At 68.3% G+C, this 20,394-nt stretch carries 15 protein-coding genes; 7 read left to right on the forward strand and 8 right to left on the reverse strand.

Annotated features, from left to right (window positions below; genetic code table 11):
- Positions 1 to 67: 67 nt before the first annotated feature.
- Genes ABD188_RS06690 through ABD188_RS06705 form a run of 4 tightly spaced genes read right to left on the reverse strand, consistent with a single transcriptional unit; the run spans position 68 to position 3,346 of the window.
- Positions 68 to 688 carry a bifunctional 4-hydroxy-2-oxoglutarate aldolase/2-dehydro-3-deoxy-phosphogluconate aldolase gene (locus ABD188_RS06690; RefSeq protein ID WP_344059757.1) on the reverse strand — a complete coding sequence of 207 codons (621 nt, stop codon included), beginning with the start codon at positions 686 to 688 and terminating at the stop codon, positions 68 to 70.
- Positions 689 to 717: 29 nt separating this feature from the next.
- Positions 718 to 1,605, reverse strand: a complete 888-nt coding sequence (locus ABD188_RS06695) for a sugar kinase (protein ID WP_344059759.1) — start codon at positions 1,603 to 1,605, stop codon at positions 718 to 720.
- An 8-nt stretch (positions 1,606 to 1,613) separates the two neighbouring features.
- A complete protein-coding gene (locus ABD188_RS06700; protein WP_344059761.1) occupies positions 1,614 to 2,393 on the reverse strand; it encodes an SDR family NAD(P)-dependent oxidoreductase in 780 nt (259 codons plus the stop codon).
- Positions 2,390 to 3,346: a LysR family transcriptional regulator gene (locus ABD188_RS06705; protein WP_344059763.1), complete on the reverse strand. Its 957-nt coding sequence runs from the start codon at positions 3,344 to 3,346 to the stop codon at positions 2,390 to 2,392. The genes ABD188_RS06700 and ABD188_RS06705 overlap by 4 nt, the downstream gene beginning before the upstream one ends.
- Before the next feature lie 209 nt (positions 3,347 to 3,555).
- On the opposite strand from ABD188_RS06705, the gene ABD188_RS06710 reads away from it, so the two are divergent.
- The 6 genes from ABD188_RS06710 to ABD188_RS06735 all read left to right on the forward strand — a co-directional run bounded on the left by ABD188_RS06710 (position 3,556) and on the right by ABD188_RS06735 (position 11,834).
- Positions 3,556 to 4,857, forward strand: a complete 1,302-nt coding sequence (locus tag ABD188_RS06710; protein WP_344059765.1) for a C-glycoside deglycosidase beta subunit domain-containing protein — start codon at positions 3,556 to 3,558, stop codon at positions 4,855 to 4,857.
- A 40-nt stretch (positions 4,858 to 4,897) separates the two neighbouring features.
- Positions 4,898 to 6,373, forward strand: a complete 1,476-nt coding sequence (locus ABD188_RS06715; RefSeq protein ID WP_344059767.1) for a C-glycoside deglycosidase beta subunit domain-containing protein — start codon at positions 4,898 to 4,900, stop codon at positions 6,371 to 6,373.
- Between the two features lie 169 nt (positions 6,374 to 6,542).
- Complete coding sequence (locus ABD188_RS06720; protein WP_344059769.1) at positions 6,543 to 7,496, forward strand: alpha/beta hydrolase; 954 nt, start codon at positions 6,543 to 6,545, stop codon at positions 7,494 to 7,496.
- Positions 7,493 to 8,701: a GDSL-type esterase/lipase family protein gene (locus tag ABD188_RS06725; RefSeq protein WP_344059770.1), complete on the forward strand. Its 1,209-nt coding sequence runs from the start codon at positions 7,493 to 7,495 to the stop codon at positions 8,699 to 8,701. Before ABD188_RS06720 ends, ABD188_RS06725 begins: the two co-directional genes overlap by 4 nt.
- Complete coding sequence (locus ABD188_RS06730; protein WP_344059771.1) at positions 8,698 to 10,197, forward strand: family 43 glycosylhydrolase; 1,500 nt, start codon at positions 8,698 to 8,700, stop codon at positions 10,195 to 10,197. The genes ABD188_RS06725 and ABD188_RS06730 overlap by 4 nt, the downstream gene beginning before the upstream one ends.
- On the forward strand, positions 10,194 to 11,834 hold the full coding sequence (locus tag ABD188_RS06735) for a DUF5597 domain-containing protein (protein WP_344059773.1): 1,641 nt from the start codon (positions 10,194 to 10,196) through the stop codon (positions 11,832 to 11,834). Before ABD188_RS06730 ends, ABD188_RS06735 begins: the two co-directional genes overlap by 4 nt.
- 36 nt (positions 11,835 to 11,870) lie before the next feature.
- On the opposite strand, the gene ABD188_RS06740 is transcribed toward ABD188_RS06735, so the two are convergent.
- Positions 11,871 to 12,392 carry an SRPBCC family protein gene (locus ABD188_RS06740; RefSeq protein WP_344059775.1) on the reverse strand — a complete coding sequence of 174 codons (522 nt, stop codon included), beginning with the start codon at positions 12,390 to 12,392 and terminating at the stop codon, positions 11,871 to 11,873.
- Between the two features lie 235 nt (positions 12,393 to 12,627).
- Between ABD188_RS06740 and ABD188_RS06745 the strand changes: the two genes are divergently transcribed.
- Positions 12,628 to 13,362, forward strand: a complete 735-nt coding sequence (locus tag ABD188_RS06745) for a hemerythrin domain-containing protein (RefSeq protein WP_344059777.1) — start codon at positions 12,628 to 12,630, stop codon at positions 13,360 to 13,362.
- A gap of 20 nt (positions 13,363 to 13,382) precedes the next feature.
- Here ABD188_RS06745 and ABD188_RS06750 read toward each other — a convergent pair whose 3' ends face one another.
- From ABD188_RS06750 to ABD188_RS06760, 3 genes are all read right to left on the reverse strand, one after another.
- On the reverse strand, positions 13,383 to 15,563 hold the full coding sequence (locus ABD188_RS06750) for a glycoside hydrolase family 3 N-terminal domain-containing protein (RefSeq protein WP_344059779.1): 2,181 nt from the start codon (positions 15,561 to 15,563) through the stop codon (positions 13,383 to 13,385).
- A gap of 79 nt (positions 15,564 to 15,642) precedes the next feature.
- Positions 15,643 to 16,938, reverse strand: coding sequence for an ABC transporter substrate-binding protein (locus tag ABD188_RS06755; protein WP_344059781.1), 1,296 nt, complete (start codon positions 16,936 to 16,938; stop codon positions 15,643 to 15,645).
- Positions 16,939 to 17,089: 151 nt separating this feature from the next.
- Positions 17,090 to 20,299, reverse strand: a complete 3,210-nt coding sequence (locus ABD188_RS06760; protein WP_344059783.1) for a glycosyl hydrolase — start codon at positions 20,297 to 20,299, stop codon at positions 17,090 to 17,092.
- Positions 20,300 to 20,394: the final 95 nt, after the last annotated feature.

The raw sequence follows: 20,394 nt of genomic DNA on the forward strand, positions 1-20,394 counted from the left end.
CTCGACAGGCTCAGGGCCCTTCGACAGGCTCAGGGCCCTTCGACAGGCTCAGGGCCCTTCGACAAGCTCAAGGACCGGTGGTCGGCGAGATCGCCCGCTTGATCTCTTCGAGCTGCGCGGGGTCGGCCAAGCTCGATCCGAGCCCGACGACCCGAACTCCGGCGTCGACGAAGGACCTGGCGTTGGCGGCCGACACCCCGCCCGTGGCGACGAACCGCACCTCGGGGAAGGGGCCGTTCATCGCAGAGATCCACTCCGGCCCGAGCACCGACGCAGGAAACGCCTTCAACCAGTGCAGTCCGAAGCCCCTGCATCGCTGGATGTCGCTCGCCGTGGCGACCCCGGGAAGAGTCGGCAGCCCCGCGTCGAGGCTGGCGCGGATGACCGCTTCATCGGCGCCGGGGCTGACCGTGTACACAGCTCCGGCATCGCGCGCGACCAGTACCTGGTCGGGCGTCAGTATCGTGCCCGCACCCACGACGAGGCCGCGCTCACGACCCGCTGCGGCGACGTTCGCCAGCGCTTCCACATCGGTGGCAGACTGGATCGGCAGTTCGAGCATCGTCACACCGAGGTCCCAGGACTGCTCGGCCATCTGCAGGCTCCGCTCGACTCCGAGGCCGCGCGCGATCACCAGTATTCGCTCGTCCGCGAACGCCTCGTCGAACCACTCATCGGATGAAGGCATCCCACTCTCCCTGTCTGTAACGGTGAGGTTCAGAAATCCCCGAGCGACATCAGCACCGCTCGGGCCCGGTCGTGTCCCGTGCGCAGGGCATCTTCCGTCGATCCGCCGGCGAGCACACCCGCGAGATAGCCCGCCGCGAACGCATCCCCCGCGCCGACCGGTTCGACGACCTCGATGGCCGAGGTCGGTTCGACGAAGCGACCGGACGAATCGAACGCGTATGCCGCCCGTTCGCCGTCCTTCACGACCAGCACGGCAGGCTCGCGGAGAAGGTCGCGCACATCGTCCGCCGACTCCGTTCCCCACAGCGCATGTGCCTCATCGAGGCCGACGAACACGATGTCGCACCGCGATGCTTCTGCTCGGAGCCGGCGCGCGGCTTCGTCCCGACTCGGCCAGAGGCTCGGTCGGTGATTCACGTCGTACGACACCGGCAACCCGGCGGCCTCTCGCCGGCCGATGATCGCGGCGACCAGTGCACGGCACGAATCCGAGAGGGCGCCCGTGATGCCCGTCAGGTGGACGCACGGCACCTCCGCGAGCGGCAGCGTGTCGGCGAACGCAGGGCCGAGCTGTGAAGCAGCCGAGCCCGCCCGGTAATAGACGACTCGGGTACCGTCTGGGCCGGGATCCTTGAAGTAGACGCCCGTCGGCGCGGACGGGTCGACCACGACCCAGCGGGTGTCGACACCTCGCTCACCGAGCGTCGCTCGCACACGCCGGCCGATCGGGTCATCGCCGACAGCACTCGCCCAGCCCGAGGGAACACCGAGGTGCGCGAGGTGGCTGGCGACGTTCGATTCCGCGCCGCCGATGTCGAGCCGCAGCGTCGACGCGCGTTCGAGCGCCACGAGCGGATCGGGGGTCAGCAGGCCCATCGTCTCGCCGATCGCGAGCACGGTGGGCAGCCCAGACATGGCGTCACTCACGAGGGTGGGGCCATCGCGGCGATGCGATCGGCCATGACCTTCGCGCCGCCCGACGAGGTGAATCCGCCGTCCACCGGAATCTCGGCGCCTGAGATGTAGGCCGCGGCATCCGACAGCAGGAATGCGGCGATCCCGGCCACCTCGTCGGACTGCCCGACGCGCTCGAGCGGCGTGAGCTCGAGCTGCGCCGCGCGCATCGCGTCGGGCGCGGATGCGGTCATCGGCGTCTCGATGAAGCCGGGATGGATGATGTTCACCCGGATGCCGCGCGGCCCGAACTCCGTCGCCGCGACGTGGGTGAGGCCCCGGAGTCCCCACTTGCTCACGGTGTAAGCGGCCGGGTAGTGCCCGGTCAGCGCGGCGCTCGAACCGACGTTGACGATCGACGAGCCTTCCGCCATGAGAGGTGCGATCGCCTGGATGCCGAGCATGGCGCCGGTGAGATTCACCGCGAGCACCCGGTCCCAGTCCTCGCGCGTGAGGGTGCCGAGACGCGCGCGATGGGTGATGCCCGCGTTGTTCACGAGACCCTTGACGGGCTCGCCGTCACGGAGGTCATCGGCGAGGGCGATCCAGTCATCCTCCGAAGCCACGTCGAGCCGCCGATATCGGATGCCGGTCCCCGCGAACGCCCCAGGCGGCGTGTCCGCGAGATCGGTGGCGATGACACGAGCGCGGAGCCTGTGGAGCAGCAGCGCCTCGGCGGCACCTTGACCGGCCGCCGCGCCGGTGACGATCACCGTACGGCCCGTCAGCGAGTCGTCGGCGGGTGTCATACGGTGACGCTTCCTGCGGGATGCAGCTGGGTGTCCACGATTCGCGCCGCCTCCGCGAACAGCCCGCGCATCCAGGCGTGCTCGGGGTCGCGATTGTGGACCGGATGCCACCACAGCGCGTTGACGATCGGGGTGGCGTCGAAGGGGGCCGACAGGATCCGGATGCCGGGCACCTGCTGTGCCGCGAGCGGCGCGAGGCCCGCCTGCAGCAGACCGAGCCGGTTCGTGCCGCTGATGAAGTGCGGGAGTGAGAGGAAGCTCTCCACGACGACTTCGACCCTGGGCTCGATGCCGAGCTGCTGCAGCTGCCGTGCGGCCGAGGTGAACGCGGTGCGCGACTGGAACGTGAAGACCCAGGGCATGGCACCGAGATGCTCCATGGTGATCTCGTCGCCGATGGCCTCGTTCGACTCCGATGCGACGATCACCCAGCCATCACGCCAGAGATCGACATACGGCAGATCGGTCAGGTAGCCGTGGGGGATCAGCATGCCGTCGACGGCGCGCAGCCGCGTCGAGACTTCGTCGACGATCGATGGGTTGTGCAGCATGAACCGGAATCGCACGCCCGGAGCGCGCTCGGCGGCGATTCTCGACACCGCAGTGCCGATCGTCGCGAAGCCGTAGTCGGATCCATACACCGAGAATTCGCGCGTCGAATCCAGCGGATTCCACGTCGCCTGACTCTCGAACACCCGGCGCGCGGCCTCGAGCGCCGTCGTGGTGTGCTCGATCAGCCGAAAGGCGAGGGGCGTGAGCTCGTAGGTGTTACCGCGCCGCGCGAGGATCGGGTCGTTGAAGTGCGTGCGCAGCCGCGCGAGTGACGCGCTCAGCGCAGGCTGACTCAGGTGCAGTCGCTCCGCCGCGCGCGTGACGCTCTGCTCAGTGAGCAGCGCATCGAGGGCGACGAGCAGGTTCAGGTCGAGCCGGGAGAGCAGCGGTTGATCGGACACGTCGGTGTGTTCCTTCGCGGTCGGGATGCCTCGCCCAGTGTATCCGCGCGGTCTATGAGGACGGTAGGAGCCATCGTTGGCGACGATGACCGCACGGTCGAATGGTTATGCGCACATTGATCATACTTATGTATGAAACACACCTAAAGCTGTTAGTCTGGCGATGCACGCCGGAGGGCGCGGCATCCCGATCCAGAGAGAGAGCATCGATGCTTCTCGAGCGAGACCTCATCCAGTCCGTCGGCTTCCGCAATGTCCGAGAGGGCGATCAGATCACGGGCTTTCAGCTTCGCGTGCGGATGCCGTCGTACCGCGGGATGACGGCATCCCTCATCGACGGCATCGCCGTCCGCGTCGGCGACCTCGTCGACGTCGCGGCAGACGTTCCGCTGTGGACCTTCCTGGGCGCGACCTACACGCTCGTGGAGCTGTGGGAGAGCGACGGCGTCCGCTGGCCCCTCGAAGAGGCCGCGATCGTCACGGTCCCGTTCGAGGGCGGATTGCCCGACGGGGTACACGAGGTGTCGATAGAGCTGCGACTGCGGATGTCGTACATCCCGGTCGAGCACCAGCCGTCGACGTACAAGGTCACCAAGCACGTGACGCTCTCGCCCGAGGGCGACGGCGCACCCTTCAAGTACGGAGTCTCGCTCTACAGCTTCATGGGCGACTACGGCACGGTGCTCGACCTCGAAACCGCGCTCGCCGGCATCGCCGACCTCGGTGCGACGGGCGTCGAGATCCTCGGCGAGGGACACATCCCGAACTACCCGGATCCGTCGGAGGAGTGGGTGGACGACTGGTTCCGGCTGCTCGACACCTACGGGCTCGAGCCCACGAACTACGGCTCCTGGATCGACACCCGGCTGCACTCCAGCGGCGACAACGGTCGCGACATGACCGTCGAGGAGGGCGCCGCCGCGCTGCAGCGCGACCTTCGGCTCGCCAAGCGGCTGGGCTTCCGGTTCGTGCGCCCCAAGATCGGCGTCGTGTCGAGCGACCTGATCCCGCATCCGATCTGGACCGAGGTCGTCGAGCAGAGCCTTCCGCTCGCCGAAGAGCTCGACGTCATCATCTGCCCCGAGATCCACGCGCCGACGCCGATCAAGCACGAGGTCGTCGACGAGTACATCGAGTTCATCCGGCGCACCGGAACCAAGCACTTCGGGCTGCTGATCGACACGGGCATCTTCCAGGACCGGCCGATCCCGCTCAAGCCCGGTGAGCTCCCCGGCCGCCGCCCGGCGTTCATGGACGGCATCGCGGTCGACCCGGCCGACTTCGCGGATGTCGCCGAGCACGTCGTGTTCGTCCAGGCGAAGTTCCACGACATCGACGAGAACCTCGAAGACCAGCAGATCCCGTGGGAACCGGTGCTGCGGGCGATCAGGGATGCCGGCTACACGGGATATCTCTCCAGCGAGTACGAGGGCGAGCGCGAGCCCTGGCGCTCGATCGAGCAGGTCCGCCGTCATCACTCGCTGATGCGCCAGGTCGCCGACGCGCTCTGAGCCGCGGCATCCGATCTCCACCGACGAAAGAAGCGACACCATGCCCAACGGACTCATCGCCGACGACAGCCTGCGCGTCCACCCGGAGGGCCTCGCGCTCTCGCTGACGATCCCCTGGTACCGCAGCCTCTGGCTGTCGTCGGTCGGCACACTGCAGGTGTCCATCGACGGCGAGCCCGCGGATGCCGCCGATCTCGCATTCGAGCTGGCGGGAGCGCGCTACGTCCTTGACGACCTGCCGGATCAGAGCGACGTGCTCTGGTACCTGCAGGAGCACCCGCTGCTGATCGTGAAGCGCGACATCCCCGTCACCCTCGGCGAGAGCCACGAGGTCGAGATCTTCGGTCAGCTGCGGCTGCCCTACATGCAGATCGCGCCGGGACAGGACGGCGGGCCGGGCATGTACGTGCCGAACGTCGTCCGCCAGACGCTGACCTTGACCGCGACGGATCGGGATGCCGCGCCCCCGGCGCTCGTCTCGGACATCGCGCCGGTGCCGCCGGCGACGGACGGCGACCCGTTCAAGCTCGGTCTGACTCTGTACTCCGCGAGTGCGGAGTTCCGTGCCGGCTGGTACGACTTCGACGGACTGCTCGACCGGGTCGCCGAACTCGGCATCGGACCGGGGATTGAGATCGTGGCATCCCAGATGGTGCCGACCTACCCGGTGGTGTCGGACGAGTTCGTGCGCACCTGGCGCGCCGCGTTCGACAAGCACGGGTTCGACGAGAGCTCGTTCGGCGCGAACCTCGACATGGGCAGGCGCCGCGACCGCGACATGACCCCGGATGAGGAGTTCGAGTTCAGCGAGCTGATGTTCCAGGGGGCGAAGAAGCTCGGCTTCCCGCTCGTGCGCATCCAGTCGGCCAAGCCCGATCTGCTCCGCCGCCTGCTGCCGGTCGCCGAGAAGCTCGACCTCACGCTCGCCTATGAGATCCACGCCCCGATGGGACCGAACACCGAGGCGATCCTGAAGGTGCGCGACACGTACGCCGAGCTCGACTCGCCGCTGCTCGGATTCGTCGCCGACTTCTCCGCGACGATGCACGCCATGTCGCCGACGCTGCTTCGCGCCGTTCAGCGGGCGGGGCTCGATGAGGAAGCGCTCGCCAGGATGCAGGAGATCTGGGCGACGGATGCTTCCATGCAGGAGCGGCAGCAGGAGTTCATCGGCTACCTGAAGAGCCGCGACTTCGATCCGGGCCGGCTGGGCTCGTTCGCGCACCTGGCGTTCAACATGCACGGCCACATCGACCCGCGTGAGTGGGGCGACATCATGCCGCAGATCAAGCACGTGCACGCCAAGTTCTACGACATCGACGAGACCGGCCAGGAGCCGGCGATCGACTACCCCGAGCTGGTGCGCGTCTTCGTCGAGGGCGGCTACCGCGGGTACTGGTCGAGCGAGTGGGAGGGTCACGCCTTTGCCGAGCTCGGCGAGGTCGACCCGCTGGTGCTCGTGCGCAAGCAGCACGATCTGATCCGTCGGTCGATGAGGGAGCTGCAGCCGGCATGACGCCGGCCGGCGGTCCCCGCACCGTCCTTCCCGTGCTGGCTCGCCGGGAGACCACGCTGGTTACGTCGCGTGCGTGCGGGCTCGGTGATCCAGCACGGGAATGACAAAGGGGCGGGGTCGACCACAGAGACGGATGCCCGGCAGCGGCGCGAAAAAGGAGAATCAGCGCATGACCGATACCGAGTTCGACATCCGATCGCTGCCGTTCCCCGATGCACTGCGTTGGTTGCGAGAAAACGGCGAACCGGCGGATCCGCGCACCGACATCGACACCGCGTCGCTGCGTCGCCGGTTCCCTCGGCTTGCGAGCGTGACCACGACCGACCTTGAAGTCGACAGTCCTCACGGGCCACAGCCTGCTCGGCTATACCGTGATGCCTCGGCTCCGGCATCCGGCCGTGGGCTGGTGTGGGTGCACGGTGGCGCCTTCATCGGCGGCTACCTCGACATGCCCGAGTCGAACTGGGTGGCCCTCGAGCTCGCTGCGCGCGGCATCCCGGTCTTCGCCGTCGACTACACGAAGTGCCTCGGCGACGTGCACTTCCCGGTGCCATCCGACGACGTGCTGGCCGCCTGGGATCATGCGCGATCGAACGCGCAGGAGCTGCTCGGCGTCACGCCCGACGGACTCGTGCTCGGCGGCGCGAGTGCGGGGGGGACGCTGACGGCCGGCGCGATCGCCAGGCTGCGGGATGCCGGACGAGACGTCCCGGCGGGAATTGTCAGCGTCTACCCGGCCGCGCACCCTGACGGCGGGCACCCGGGCGAGATTCCGGATCCGGCATCGCCGATGACGCAGATCGCCCTCAACTACGCAGGATCGGCGGAGTTGCTTGCCGATCCTCACGTCTTCCCCGGACTCGGATCGGGTGAGGGCTTCCCGCCGACCCTCGTGGTCGTGTGCGAACTCGACGGACTTCGACCGTCGGGCGAGGCATTCGCCGCCCTGCTCGCCGACGCCGGCGTGGACGTGGCTGTGCACTTCGAGCCCGGGGCCGATCACGCGCACATCAATGAGCCGGCCGATCCGACAGCGCTGCCGACGATCGAGGCGATCGCCGACTGGATCGGCGGTCGGGCGCGATTCCCGGCGCTGGCGGAGAGCGAATCAGGAGCGACATGAAGCAGTACACCGCTGAACTCGTCCGCGCGAGTCTGCGCGGAGCGGTCGATGTCGAGGTCAGCCCGACGGGCCTGACCCCGTTGCGATTGCCGCCCCGCGCCACGGCGCAGTCCGGCTCCGACTGGATGCGGATCGCCGCGGAGCAGGCGTCCGGTGTGCGCTGCGAGTTCTGGACTGCGGCCACGTGGATCGAGCTCACGGTCGAGACGACCGGTCTGTATCTGCCCTGGGTTCCCGACCAGGTGCGATGGGCGGTGTTCTCTGCGACGGTCGACGGCGGGCCGGTCGACGATGCCCGCGTGACCGGTGGATCGGAGCTGCATCTCGCTGAGCCCGGGGGACCGCGTTTCGTCAAGGGCGAGCCCGCCGTCGTGCGGTTCGAGCTCGGGGGCGCGGGATTCGAGGAACGACGGGTTGTGGTGTGGCTTCCGCAGAGCGACACCGTCGAGATCCGCGATGTGCGCGCCGACGCGCCCGTGACGCCCGCCGAGCCCCTCGACCAGCTGCGCTGGTGGCATCACGGCAGCTCGATCAGTCACTGCATCGAGGCGGCGACACCGCGTGGTGTGTGGCCGGTCGCTGCGGCCGACCAGCTGGGTCTCGATGTCACGAATCTCGGTTTCGCCGCGAACGCCCATCTGGATCCATTCACGGCACGGACGATGCGCGATTCGGGTGCAGACCTGTTCAGCCTGAAGATCGGCATCAACATCGTCGGTGGCGACACCATGAAGCAGCGCACGTTCATACCGGCCGTGCATGGCTTCCTCGACACCCTCCGTGACGGCGCGCCGTCCACGCCGATCCTGGTGATCTCGCCGATCCTCTGCCCGATGCACGAGGACACGCCGGGCCCCACCATCACCGACCCGGTCACGGGGGAGCGTCGAGGAACACAGAGCACGACGCCGGACTTCTTCGAACCGCCGCTCACCCTGCGCTCCGTGCGGGAGATTCTGCGGGACGTCGTCCACACGCGGGCCGCGGATGATCCCGCGATCTTCTACCTGGACGGACTGGATCTGTTCGGCGCGGACGACATCGCCGAACTTCCCGATGGGCTGCATCCCAGCCCGGCGGGATACCTGCGCATTGCGGAACGGTTCGCCGGGTCCTCCATCGTGACCAGGTGGATGGCGCAGGCGGCCGAACGGGTGGGTTCGATGCCGGTCGGCAACGGCCGGGGGGTCGGTGTGTTCCCGTGACCGCGTCCGGCATGACGTTCGTCAACCCGATCCTCCCCGGCGATCGGCCGGACCCGGCGATCATCAAGGTCGGCGACGAGTACTGGCTGACCTACTCGTCCTTCGAGGCTGCCCCCGGACTCCTGCTGTACCGCTCGAGTGACCTCATCAACTGGACGTACGAGTGCGCCGCCTTGCCCGAACCCATCGGCAGCACTTTCGCTGTCGACATCGCCGAGCACGAAGGTCGCTTCTACATCTACATCCCGTTCATCCCGACGCCGTGGTCGACCCTGACGGATGCCTCGATCTTCGTCATCCACGCGCCCTCGATGAGCGGCCCATGGTCGGCGCCGATCGATCTGGGCATCCGCGGAGCGATCGACCCCGGGCACGTCGTGGGTGAGGACGGCCGCCGCTACCTCTTCGTGAACGGCGTGCGCAGCATCCGCCTGTCTGCCGACGGACTCTCGACCGTCGGGGAGCTCGAGCACGTCTACGACGGCTGGCGCTACCCCGACGAGTGGGTAACTGAGGCCTACGCCCTCGAAGGGCCGAAGCTCCTCCGCAAGGACGACTGGTTCTACCTTGTGAGCGCCGTCGGCGGAACCGCGGGTCCGCCGACCGGGCACATGGTGATCGTCGCGCGCTCGCGGTCGGTTCATGGCCCGTGGGAGAACCACCCGCGCAACCCGATCGCGCGGACGACGGATGCGGGTGATCGCTGGTGGTCGCGGGGTCACGCGACGCTTGTGCCGGGGACCGGGGAGACGCACGACTGGTGGATGATCTCGCACGGCTATGAGAACGGCTACCGCACCCTCGGCCGGCAGATCCTGCTGGAGCCGCTCCGGTGGACGGATGACGGGTGGCCCGAACTGGCGGTGGACGATCCGGGCGGAGTGCTCCAGGCTCCCGTCGGCGCGATGGTGCAGCATCCGTCCCCCGATGTCCACGATGACTTCTCGACCCTGGTCCCGGGCGAGCGGTGGGCCTTCCACGCGCCCGATCCCGGCGAGGCGGATCGTCTGAGTCTCGATGGCGGGCTGCAGATGGCCGGCAAGGGCACCTCGCCGGCCGATACCTCGCCGCTGGCGATGCTCGCCGGCGACCACTCCTATGAGGTCGAAGTCGACGTGGCCATCGAGCCGGACGGAGGCGAAGCCGGCCTGCTGCTCTTCTTCAACAATCGGCTCTTCTGCGGCTTGGGCATCGACGGCGAGCGGATGCTGAGCTATTCGGGCGGCATGAGAACCCACTGGCGCGAACCGGCGCCGGTGACCGACCGGATCATGCTGCGCATCCGCAACGACGAGCACATCGTGACGGCCTGGTACCGCGTTCCCGGCGGCGAGTGGATCCGTCACACTGTGCGGTACGAGACATCCGGCTACCACGCCAACACGATGGGTGACCTGCTCAGTCTGCGACCGGCGCTGTATGCGACAGGCGCCGGCAGCGCTCTGTTCCGCGATTTCCGTTACCAAGCGCTCCCCCCGAGAGGATCACGATCATGAACACACAGAGCACACCGGCCCCGCGCCCGTGGTCGATCACCGCCGAGGGCGGATTCGCCCTGCGGCGGAACGGGGGACCGGCGCTGCTGCTGGGCGGGCAGGTGTTCAACTCCTCCTCGTCGTCGTCGCGCTCGATCGCGGAGTCATTCGCCCACATCCGGCGTATGAACGGCAACGTGGTTCTCGCTCCGGTGAGCTGGGCGCAGTTGGAGGCGGAGGAGGGGACCGTCGACTTCGCACTCGTGGACCGGATGATCGAAGAGGCGCGCCACCACGGATTGCGGCTCGTCCTCCTCTGGTTCGGCGCCTTCAAGAACGCAGCATCCACCTATGCGCCCCGATGGGTGCGCGTCGATCGCGAGCGGTTCCCGCGCGCCGTGGTCGAGCCCAAAGGCCGTCATGCGTTCAGCTATGAAGGTGCCACAGCGAAGCCGGTGCTGTCGGTCTTCAGTCCGGAACTCCGCGAGTCGGACGCGCGTGCGTTCGAGAAGCTGGTCGCCCACATCGTGGATGCTGATCCCGACGGTGTGGTCGTCATGATCCAGGTCGAGAACGAGACGGGCCTGCTTTCCGACAGCCGGGACCGCGGTCCGCTTGCCGAGGCGGCGTGGTACAACCCGGTTCCGCCGGAGCTGCTCGAGCATGTCGGCGCCGCCGCTGTCGACACCTCGTTCGCGCGCGCCCTGTGGGAGGCCAACGGATCGAGGCCGTCCGGGTCATGGCCCGAAGTCTTCGGAGAGAGCTCCGCCGCCGACGAGGTCTTCATGGCGTGGGGCTTCGCGAGCTACGTCGAACACCTCGCCCGGCGAGGGCACGCGATCGCAGACATCCCGATGTACGCCAACGCGTGGCTCGGTCCGCAGCCGGGTCAGGATGAGCCGGGCCAATATCCCAGCGGTGGGCCGGCATCCCGGGTTCTCGACGTCTGGCGCGCTGCAGCGCCGTCGTTGGCGCTCTTGGGCCCCGACATCTACGTCGATGATGCGGACGGCGCGATGCGTGACTATGCGAGCGGCGTCCAGCCGCTCTTCGTGCCCGAGTGCCGCATGAACGCGGGGGAGCTCGTGCGGGCCGTCGGCGTCTACCGGGCGATCGGATGGTCGGCATTCGGCTTGGATGGCGGCAACCCGGACGGACAGGTGGCGGCCACCCTCTCGTTCCTGGTTGCGCTCGAGCGTGAGATCGCCGCAGCCCAGGTCAGCGGGCGTGTCGGAGCAGTGGTGATCGAGCCCGGGGTGGAGGTGACGAATGTGAACATTGCCGGAATCGACATCTCCGCGCGCGCGACTCTCGCTCTCCTCCAGCGGATGCTGCTGGATGCCGGCGTGCACGTTCCGGATCCGGACCTGCATGTGCCCGATGAATCCCTCCCTGGCGCGCCGATCCCGCACTCCGGAGACAAGCGTCCGTTCGGGCTGATCGTCGGGGCGGGCGAGGACAACTTCGTCGTCATCGGTCGCGAGCTCACGCTGGACTTCTTCGCCGCGGATGCGCGCATCGAGATCGACTCCGTCGAGGAGCTGCTCGTCGAGGACGGCCGCATCGTGCCGGGCCGGGTGCTCAATGGAGACGAGCGACTCCGCGTGCTGCCGACCGATCGCATCGGTGCCGCACGCATTCAGCTTGCACGAGTCTGACAGAGCGGGAGCAGCCGGTGACCGGTGCAGTGTCGGTCATGATTCCGCGGCGGTACCAACAGCCTGCGGGTGCTGCACCTGCCAACGCCCCGCTGCGCGAGCTTCGAGCGTCAGCAGCCGATCCAGTCGCCGGAAGTCCTGCGCGAGGATGCGGTGCCACGCCCATACCGGGAGCCACCCGACCTGCCAGCGCAACGAGTCGCTGAGGTCCCCCGCGTAGTCCGCGCGAATACGGGTCCCCGTGCCGGACTCGGCGCAGGCGTATTCGACGCGTGCGTTCCACGGCGCCGAAGAGAGCCAGACCACACGTCGGTTCTCGTCGAGGACTTCCAGCCGATCGATGAAGTGGATTCGGAACGGTCCGATGCGGTCGGTCGCCATCCATCTCGTACCGACGCAGGGCGGACCGGGGTCGATCTGCTTTCGGAATTCGGCGGCGGGCGCGAAGTCACGCCATTGCGTCGGGTTCGCCAGGTAGGGGAACACTCTCTCGATCCGGTGGCTGACGGTTGCGTCCACGACGATGTGGCGCTCCCAGCGGGTATCCGTCACGCTCACGCGCGCGCCGACGGCCGTCGAGCGTCGATCGAAATCTCGCCCCCCAGGAGCGTCTATCTCCACGGTCGAGAGCGTAGGGCGCCGGTTGCGTGGCGGGCAAGGGGGCTTCGCTCGCCGCCGGGGTGGTGCTGGCCGTTCGGGTGATGTGGCCGTTGCGCGACAGGTGTAGCATGCGGCTGTTCGCCGCGCGCGGCGTCATGCGTCGAGGACCCGTGGCGAGATCGGGGGATTCGAAATGGCCACCAAGCTGCCGTCGTCCGGGTCACTTCCTGATGGACAGAACCCCGGCTGCGATCCCTCCGGCCTGATCCTCGTCCACCGCATCTTCCGCTGGCTGTACACCGAGCTCCCGGTTCTCATCCGAGAGGTCGAGGCCGACGACGTCGACCGGGCCGCGATCATCGGGGTCTACGCCAAGCTCTACTTCTACGCCCTGCACCTGCATCACGAGACCGAGGACATGCTCCTCTGGGACCGATTGACCACCCGTGATCCCGCCTGTGTCGCGCATGTCGATCAGATGCGTATGCAGCATGCCGAGGTCGGGTCGCAGCTTGCCGGTATCGAGCCGCAGCTCGCCCCGTGGGTCGCAACGGCCGATGCGGGGCTTCGCGATGCGTTCGCCGGCGACATCGAAGTCCTTCGCGACATCCTCTTCGCGCACCTCGGCCAAGAGGAGGACGACATCCTTCCGGTCGCGGCAGCGGTGCTGTCACAGCCCGAGTGGGATGAGCTGGAGGTGCACACTCGCGCCACGCTGACCGCCCACCGAAAGGAATTCCCGAGGGATGTGCTGTCGCTGCAGCTCGGCCTGCTTCTCGCCAGCGTTCCGGAGTCCGAGCGGGAGGAGTGGTATCGCGCCAACGTTCCCGCACCCGTTCGGCTGCTGTACCTCCTGCTGATGAAGCGAAGGTATGACAACGCGATGCGTGAGCTCTATCCGGACCGCCCGGTGCCTGCGATGGTCTGACGAGCTCGCGCCGCGTCGTTTCAGGTCACGCGCAATTCCACCGGCTGCGTGCGATCGAGTGACCCGCCGATGTGGAAGCGGAACACGCCGGGCTCGACGAGCAACGTCGCACCCGTCGGCGGGGCCGTGGGGACGGTGGTCCAGAACCCCAGCTGTCCATGCCCGACGGCGAACTCGAAGGTGGCGGTCTCGCCGGGCTCGAGCGTTCGGCGCTCGAAAGCGATCAGCCGTCGAACGGGAGCCGCGATGCTGGCGATGAGGTCGTGCACATAAAGCTGCACGACCTCATCGCCGGCGCGATCGGACGTGTTCGTCACGTCGACGGCGATGCTGACGCCCGAGCCGGCGTCGATGTCTCTCCCGGCACGCTCGGCGTGCGAAATGCGGGGCAGTCCGTGTGCGAAGGATGCGTAGCCCGACCCGTGACCGAAGGCGAACTGAGGCCCCAGGTCGAGGTCGAGGTACTTCGACGTGTACTTGTCCTTGACGTTGTCGGGGCCGTGCAGTCCGATGTCCTCGAACTCGGCGGTCATCGCGCCGCCCGTCGTCGCCGGCCGGCCGGTGTTCTCGTGCGCGTAGTGCACGGGAATCTGGCCGACGGAACGAGGGAATGACATCGGCAGGCGTCCCGCGGGGTCCTCCTCGCCGAGCAGCACGTCGACGATCGCGGCGGCAGCCTCCGTGCCGCCATGCCACGCCTCGAGCACGGCAGGGGCATGGTCGATCCAGTCTGAGACAACGAGTGGGCGCCCGTTTTCCAGCACGACCACGAACGGCACTCCGGTGGCGGCCACAGCGCGAATCAGCTCTTCCTGTCGGCCCGGCAGGCGCAGATCACTGCGCGATGCCGCCTCGCCGGACAAGGCGCTGGGTTCTCCGACGAAGAGGAGGACGAGCTCGGCATCCTGCGCAGCACCCACGACGCCGGCGATGCCGGACCCGTCGTCGTCGAGGAAGCCCACGCCGGGCACGACACGGACATCGATCTCACGCCAGCGGGTGCGAAGCTCGTCGGCGATGGTCCGGGCCGGTGCGGCGAAAGACTGGGTCCAGGCGCCGAGGTGGTCGTCCGATTCGGCGTACGGTCCCGTCAGGAGCACACGCTGGGGCGTGCGAAGCGGCAGCGTGCCGTCGTTCTTGAGCAGCACACACGACCGGGCGGCGGCGCGTCGGACGGCAGCGCGCGACGCATCGGCGGGCGCCGTGATCTCGGCCGCCTCGTCGACATAGGGCCGGTCGAAGAGCCCGAGCGCTTCCTTCAGCCCGAGCACGCGAGCGACGGCATCGTCGATCCGGGCCGGGTCGAGCGCCGCGAGGACCGCGGGCTCGACGTCGCTCGGCGCACCGCCCATCTCGACATCCAGCCCCGACGCGAACGCTTGGCGCACGGCATCCGCCACGTCTTCCGCGATCCCGTGCGGAACGAGATTTCGCACGCCGTCGGCGTCGCCGACCACCACGCCGCCGAACCCCCACTCGTCCTTGAGGACTCCGGTGAGCAGGCCGTGATGCGCGTGCATCGGACGACCGGCGACCGTGTTGAACGAGGCCATCACCGAGGCGGCGCCTTCGTCCACGACCGCGCGGAAGGGCTCGAGGTAGACGTTGCGAAGTCGGTGCTCCGAGACATCCACCGCGTTGTAGTCGCGACCGCCCTCGGGCTGTCCGTAGGCGACGTAGTGCTTCGCCGTCGCCGCGATCGAGTCGGGGGAGGAGAGATCCGAGCCCTGGTAGCCCCGGACCATCGCACGGCCCATCGTCGCGGCGAGATGAACGTCCTCGCCGAAGCCTTCGACGACCCGCCCCCACCGAGGGTCACGGGACACATCGACCATCGGCGAGAAGGTCCAGGTGACGCCACCCGACCGGGCCTCCGCGGCAGCGAGGTGGGCGAGCTGCTCGACGAGCAGGGGATCGAAGCTCGCCGCCTGGGCGAGCGGCACCGGTGCGATGGTGCGCTGGCCGTGGATGACGTCGAGTCCCACGAGTACCGGGATGCCGAGCCGCGTCTCTTCGACGGCGACCTGCTGCAGCGCGTTGACGGCTGTGGCCGATCGCGGCCAGAACACCGAGCCGATGCCGTCACGGATGAGCTGCGCGGCGTCTTCGAGTCGCGGACGGAAGACGATCTGCAGCTGGCCGAGCTTCTCCTCCCACGTGAGTTCGTCGAGCAGTCGTTGCAGACGCGGACTTCTGGTCACGTTCGTGCCTTTCGCCGAGAATGGCGGATGCCGCCCGAGCACGTGGCTCGAGCGGCATCCGATGGATCAGAGCAGGGGATCAGCTGTCCCAGGCCGCGTCCATGTCGGCAAGCACCTGGTCGACGGTCTTCTGGCCGGTCAGCAGGCCCTGGACGCCCGCGCCGAGGGCGTCGTACACGGCCGGGTTGGGCCAGGTCTCCAGCGGAAGCGGCGTATAGGCGCCGGACTCGAGGAGGTCGCCGATCGGCTCGTAGCTGGGCAGCAGGTCCCCTGCGGTCACACCGGTGATCGGGACCAGACCCGACAGGTCGGCGAACGCCTTCGACTCCTCGGGAGAGCCCACCCAGTCGAGGAAGTTCTGGATCGACTTCTGCTTCGCGTCGTCGGCCTTGGCGTTGACGGACCACGCGTAGTTCGCCGAGGCGAGCGTGAACGGCTCTCCGCCGTCTGCCGGCGGGAAAGCCTGCACGGTGATGTCGAGGCCGGTCGCGGTGCCGATGGAGGCGGCCGCCGAGCCGGGGGTGGCTGCGCTCAGCGACGTGCCGCCGCCGATGCCGGCGGTGATGCTGTCGAACGTGCCGCCTTCGACGCCGTCCTGGAAGCACCCGCCGTCCTTCATGTCGATGACGGTCTGGAGCGTCTCCTTCCAGCCTTCGCTGTCGGAGAAGGTGACATCCCCCGCGGCACGCTGCTCGTTCCAGTCAGGAGTCTCCTGGTACACGCGCGTCGCGGAGATGAGCTGGGTGAACAGCCCCGTGTTCGGCGGCATCGAGCCGGCGAGCACGGTGAACGTCTTGCCACCGTCGCGAGCTGTCGTGCAGTCGGCGAGCAGATCCTCGTAGGTCGAGGGGTATTCGTCGATGCCCACGTCCGTGGCGCCGCCGCCGTTCCAGATCATCCCGACCGGAGCCAGCGCGGTGGGCTGGCCGTAGATCTTTCCGTCCGAGCCGTACAGCCCTTCGGTGCCCTCCGGGATGAGGGTTGCGGTGTTGCCGGCGAGGGGGGCCAGGAAGCCCGCGTCCGCGAGGGTGACGACCGAGATCGCCTGACCCGTTCCGGGGTTGAGGATCATGACGTCCGCGGCGTTGCCGGCCTGCAGCTGCGTCGTGACCTGCGTGTTGTACGCGTCGGAAGGATAGGGGATGACCTCGATCGCGACGCCGGTCTCTTCGGTGTACTTCTCCGCGGTCTGCGCGTAGAAGTCGTCGGCGTCGTTCGCCTGGGCGACCATGATGCTGAAACCGACGTCGGCGCCGGGCGTGCCGGTGCTGCCGCCGTCCGGGGAGCCGGAACAACCGGCGAGGATGAGTGCTCCGGCGACCGGTGCCGCGAGAAGCGACCACCGGAGACGCCGCGAGGCTGTGTGCTGTGGCATTTCGACCCTTTCGTGACTTCGTTGTCGCCAGCATTTCGGGAAGCTGGCTCGGCCGCTGGCCGCACGATCAGCCTGGCACACATCTGCCGGTTTCCGACATTAGTATTGTTTATGTGGTGCAATAGCCCCGCTGATTCCTGCCGGCGGTACGTCAGGACCCTGAGGTCACGAGCACGAGCACCGGCCCGCCAAGACCGGCGACCAGCGGTTCGGCATCCGGTTCGAAGACCTGCGTCATCGGGGCGAAGATCGCACCGGAAGCAGTCTTCGCCTCGGCGATGAGCCGGTTCCGCCACGGCGTCGCCACATGGACCTCCAGGGCGTTGATCCCGCCTCGCGCCGCTGCCGTCACGTCGCATCGGAACGGCGGCGTCCATGCGACGCCGCAGTCGATGCCGTTGACGAGTACCCGGGCGATGTCTCGCACGCTGCCGAGCGACAGGGTGAACCGGTCGCCGTCGTCGACGGATTCGAGGACGAACTCGGCGCGATAGACCGCCGTCCCCGAGAACCCGCGAGCCTCCGTGTCGAGCTCGGTCCAGTGCATCGGCCCGCCGGGCAGTTCGATCTCGCCGCGGCCGGGCATCGCGAGCGACCACCCTCCCGCGACCTCGACCGCGACGGAGCGAAGGGACGCGGCATCCTCAGCGTGCTTCGACGCGTCCGGCAGGACGAACAACGAACCGAACGCCGGCAGGTGGATCTCGAACGAGATTCCTCCGGCCGTCGCCGGGATCTCGGTCAGCGCCGTCGTTCGCAGCTCGACGGGATCCCACCCGGTCAGCGGTCCGACCTCCGGCGGGACCGTGACTTGTGCGCTCACATCCTCGCCGGCGGGATTCGCCAGGAACGTGACGCGCCGTCCGTCCACGAGCCTCGCAATCGACCAGAGCTCCGCCCCGGAGATCTCGAACGCCGACCGCACTCCGAGCTCTCGCAGGGCCACGTCGAGGTCAGACGTGGGCACGATTCGCCCGAAGGCGCGCGGGCGCGCCCAGATCCGGTCGCACACGGCAGCGAAATCACCGTTGTCGTCCGCCAGCGATGGAGAGCATTCCGGACGCAGCCCCACGACGGTCGCGCCGTCATCGAGCAGCTTCTCGATTCGTCGCAGGGCGGCCACCGTTGTCCGTCGGCTCGAGCCGCCGAGATACAGCAGACGGTATCGAGCGCCGAGGGAGCGCAGCTCGCCGTCCTCGACGGTCAGCAGCGACAGCCCATCGGCTCCGACGTAGTCGAAGTCGAACCCCATCGGCACGCACGTGTCGAACCGCTCGTCGAACAGGCCCGTGACCGGCGCCTCTTCGCCGACGAACACCGCGACGTCCACAGCCGGCTCGCCCGCCGAGAGCATCGCCGAGCATCGCGCGAGATAGTCGATCCACGGGTGCGCCATCTCCGCCCATGTCTCGTTGATGGTGAAGGCCTGACCGAGGAAAGGGGCCAGGGCCACCCCCGGCGGGGGCGCCGCGAGCGGCTGATGCGGTGAGGTGTGGATGCAGAAGCGCGTAACCCCAAGGGCGAGCTGCAGGTCGGCTACGTGCTTCAGGCTCCGCGGGGACGAGGCCCACGGGCGGTCGAAGCTCGTGAAGGCCTCGGCACCCGTCCATGCTCTGCCGTGCACGTGGGCGACGGATGACGCGCCTTTGAGATCGGCGACATACGTCGGTCGTGGGCCGGACGCGGAATCGAACGTCCACATCGCACCCATCGGCACGTCGGCATGAGCGCGCATCCCGAGGTCGTCACCGAGCTGCGGGCGGCCGTCTTCGAGCGCCTCGGCGTAATAGACCATGCCACGTCGGTGAGCCTCGCCCGCGAGGGTGCCGTAATACTCCCGCGCGAACAGCTCCGTGATCGTGCGCCGGTAGTCGTACAGGAAGCGATCGGATGCCGCCGCATCCTCGATCACGAAGCCTGCCAGTGCGGGAAGCCACGGCGTCGGGTCGTAGCCCCGCAGTTCCCGGAACCGTTCGGCGATGGCATCCGTCCAGTTCTGCGCACCGGATTCGATGCTGTCGCTCAGCAGGGCTCCGAAGCCCGACTCCACGCCGAACTCCGCGAGGTGGCGTTGCAGATAGGCGGCGACCCGCCGGCCGTCGAGCTTGTCGACCTCGAGCCCGGTCGAGTCGGGCAGCGCGGGCCCGTTCGTCTGACCGGTCAGCGACGCGCCGAACCGGAGGATCCGCCAGCGGCCGGGCGGGGCATCCCAGTCGAGCCGGCCGTCCTGCACCCGACGAGTGAGGTCGTGCACGTCGGTCTGGGGAATGACCCCGTTGTGGGTCGTCTCCATCGTGTCGGCTGCGTAGTAGTCAGGGATCACTCCGAAGCCCGATTTCACCTCGGACCGGTGGACGCGTGCCGCCGAGCGCAGTGCGAACTCCGATACGAGGAAAGTGTCCGAGCGGCGCAGGACCGGCGGCAGCCGCACGCCCTCGGCGACGGGTGGCAGCGCGTCGGCGGCGGCGGCGCCGGAGAGCACCAGCCGGAACCACCTCGCGGTCACAGCGGGGAAGGTGGCGCTGCGCACCGGCACCGAAGTCGGCGGTAGCTGCGCGACATCGCGGTAGAGCGTGCCGTCCTCGCTCGCCTGGAGCACCGCGTGCGGCGCGGGAGCAGCGCCGAACCCGCGCGGCCCGGGAAGGCCGAGAGTGACGGAACGCACCGTGACCGGCGAGGCGAACTCCTCAGTGAGCGAGGCGGATGAGAAGTCGTCGGGGTCGCGAGGGAGTGCGATGGATGCCTGGAAGCCGTCGTCGACGAGAGCCGTCCAGTCCCGGACGGGTGCGGAGCCTTCCACGGCGGCGGGGATCAAGGGGTCGTGCGCCGCGATGTACGGTACTGCGACGACCCGCCAGTCCGTCGACCAGCTGGAGCCGTCGGCAGACCCCCATCGGCGGGAGTCCTGGAACGGTCCCGCGACTTCGGGGAGCGGCGTGAGCTCGACCTCGCACAGATCGCCGCCCGGCACGATTGTCTCGGACCAAACGAGCTTCTTCATCGCGTCCGCCGGCTCGACCCAGGGGCCGCCTGCCGCGCTCCATCCCGACGACGTGGCGACGGCGAGTTCCAGACCGAGGTCGGCGGCGGTGCTCACCGCGGTGCTCACCGCCTCCTGCCACGCGGGCGATCCCGGCCGGACGGGCTCGGGGACGACGAGGGGAACGCCCATGCCACCGTCGAACAGCTGAACTCCCCGCACGCCGACTCCGTGAAGCCACGTGAGATCTCGTCTGATGCCGGCGGGATCAACATTGCCGTCCATCCAATGCCACCAGGCGCGAGGTCGCGCATCGTCTGGTGGGTCGACGAAGACTCGGTGGAGGTCCTCCCACGTGGCGGACGGCGATGACTCGGTCACGGTCCTCATACTCGCGCTTTGGACACGGCGCGGGACGCCTCTCACTACTTATAGCGGATATCGCTGATACTAATGTGTGCTTCCGACACAAGTGT

This window comes from Microbacterium pumilum, from assembly GCF_039530225.1.
Classification (GTDB): domain Bacteria; phylum Actinomycetota; class Actinomycetes; order Actinomycetales; family Microbacteriaceae; genus Microbacterium; species Microbacterium pumilum.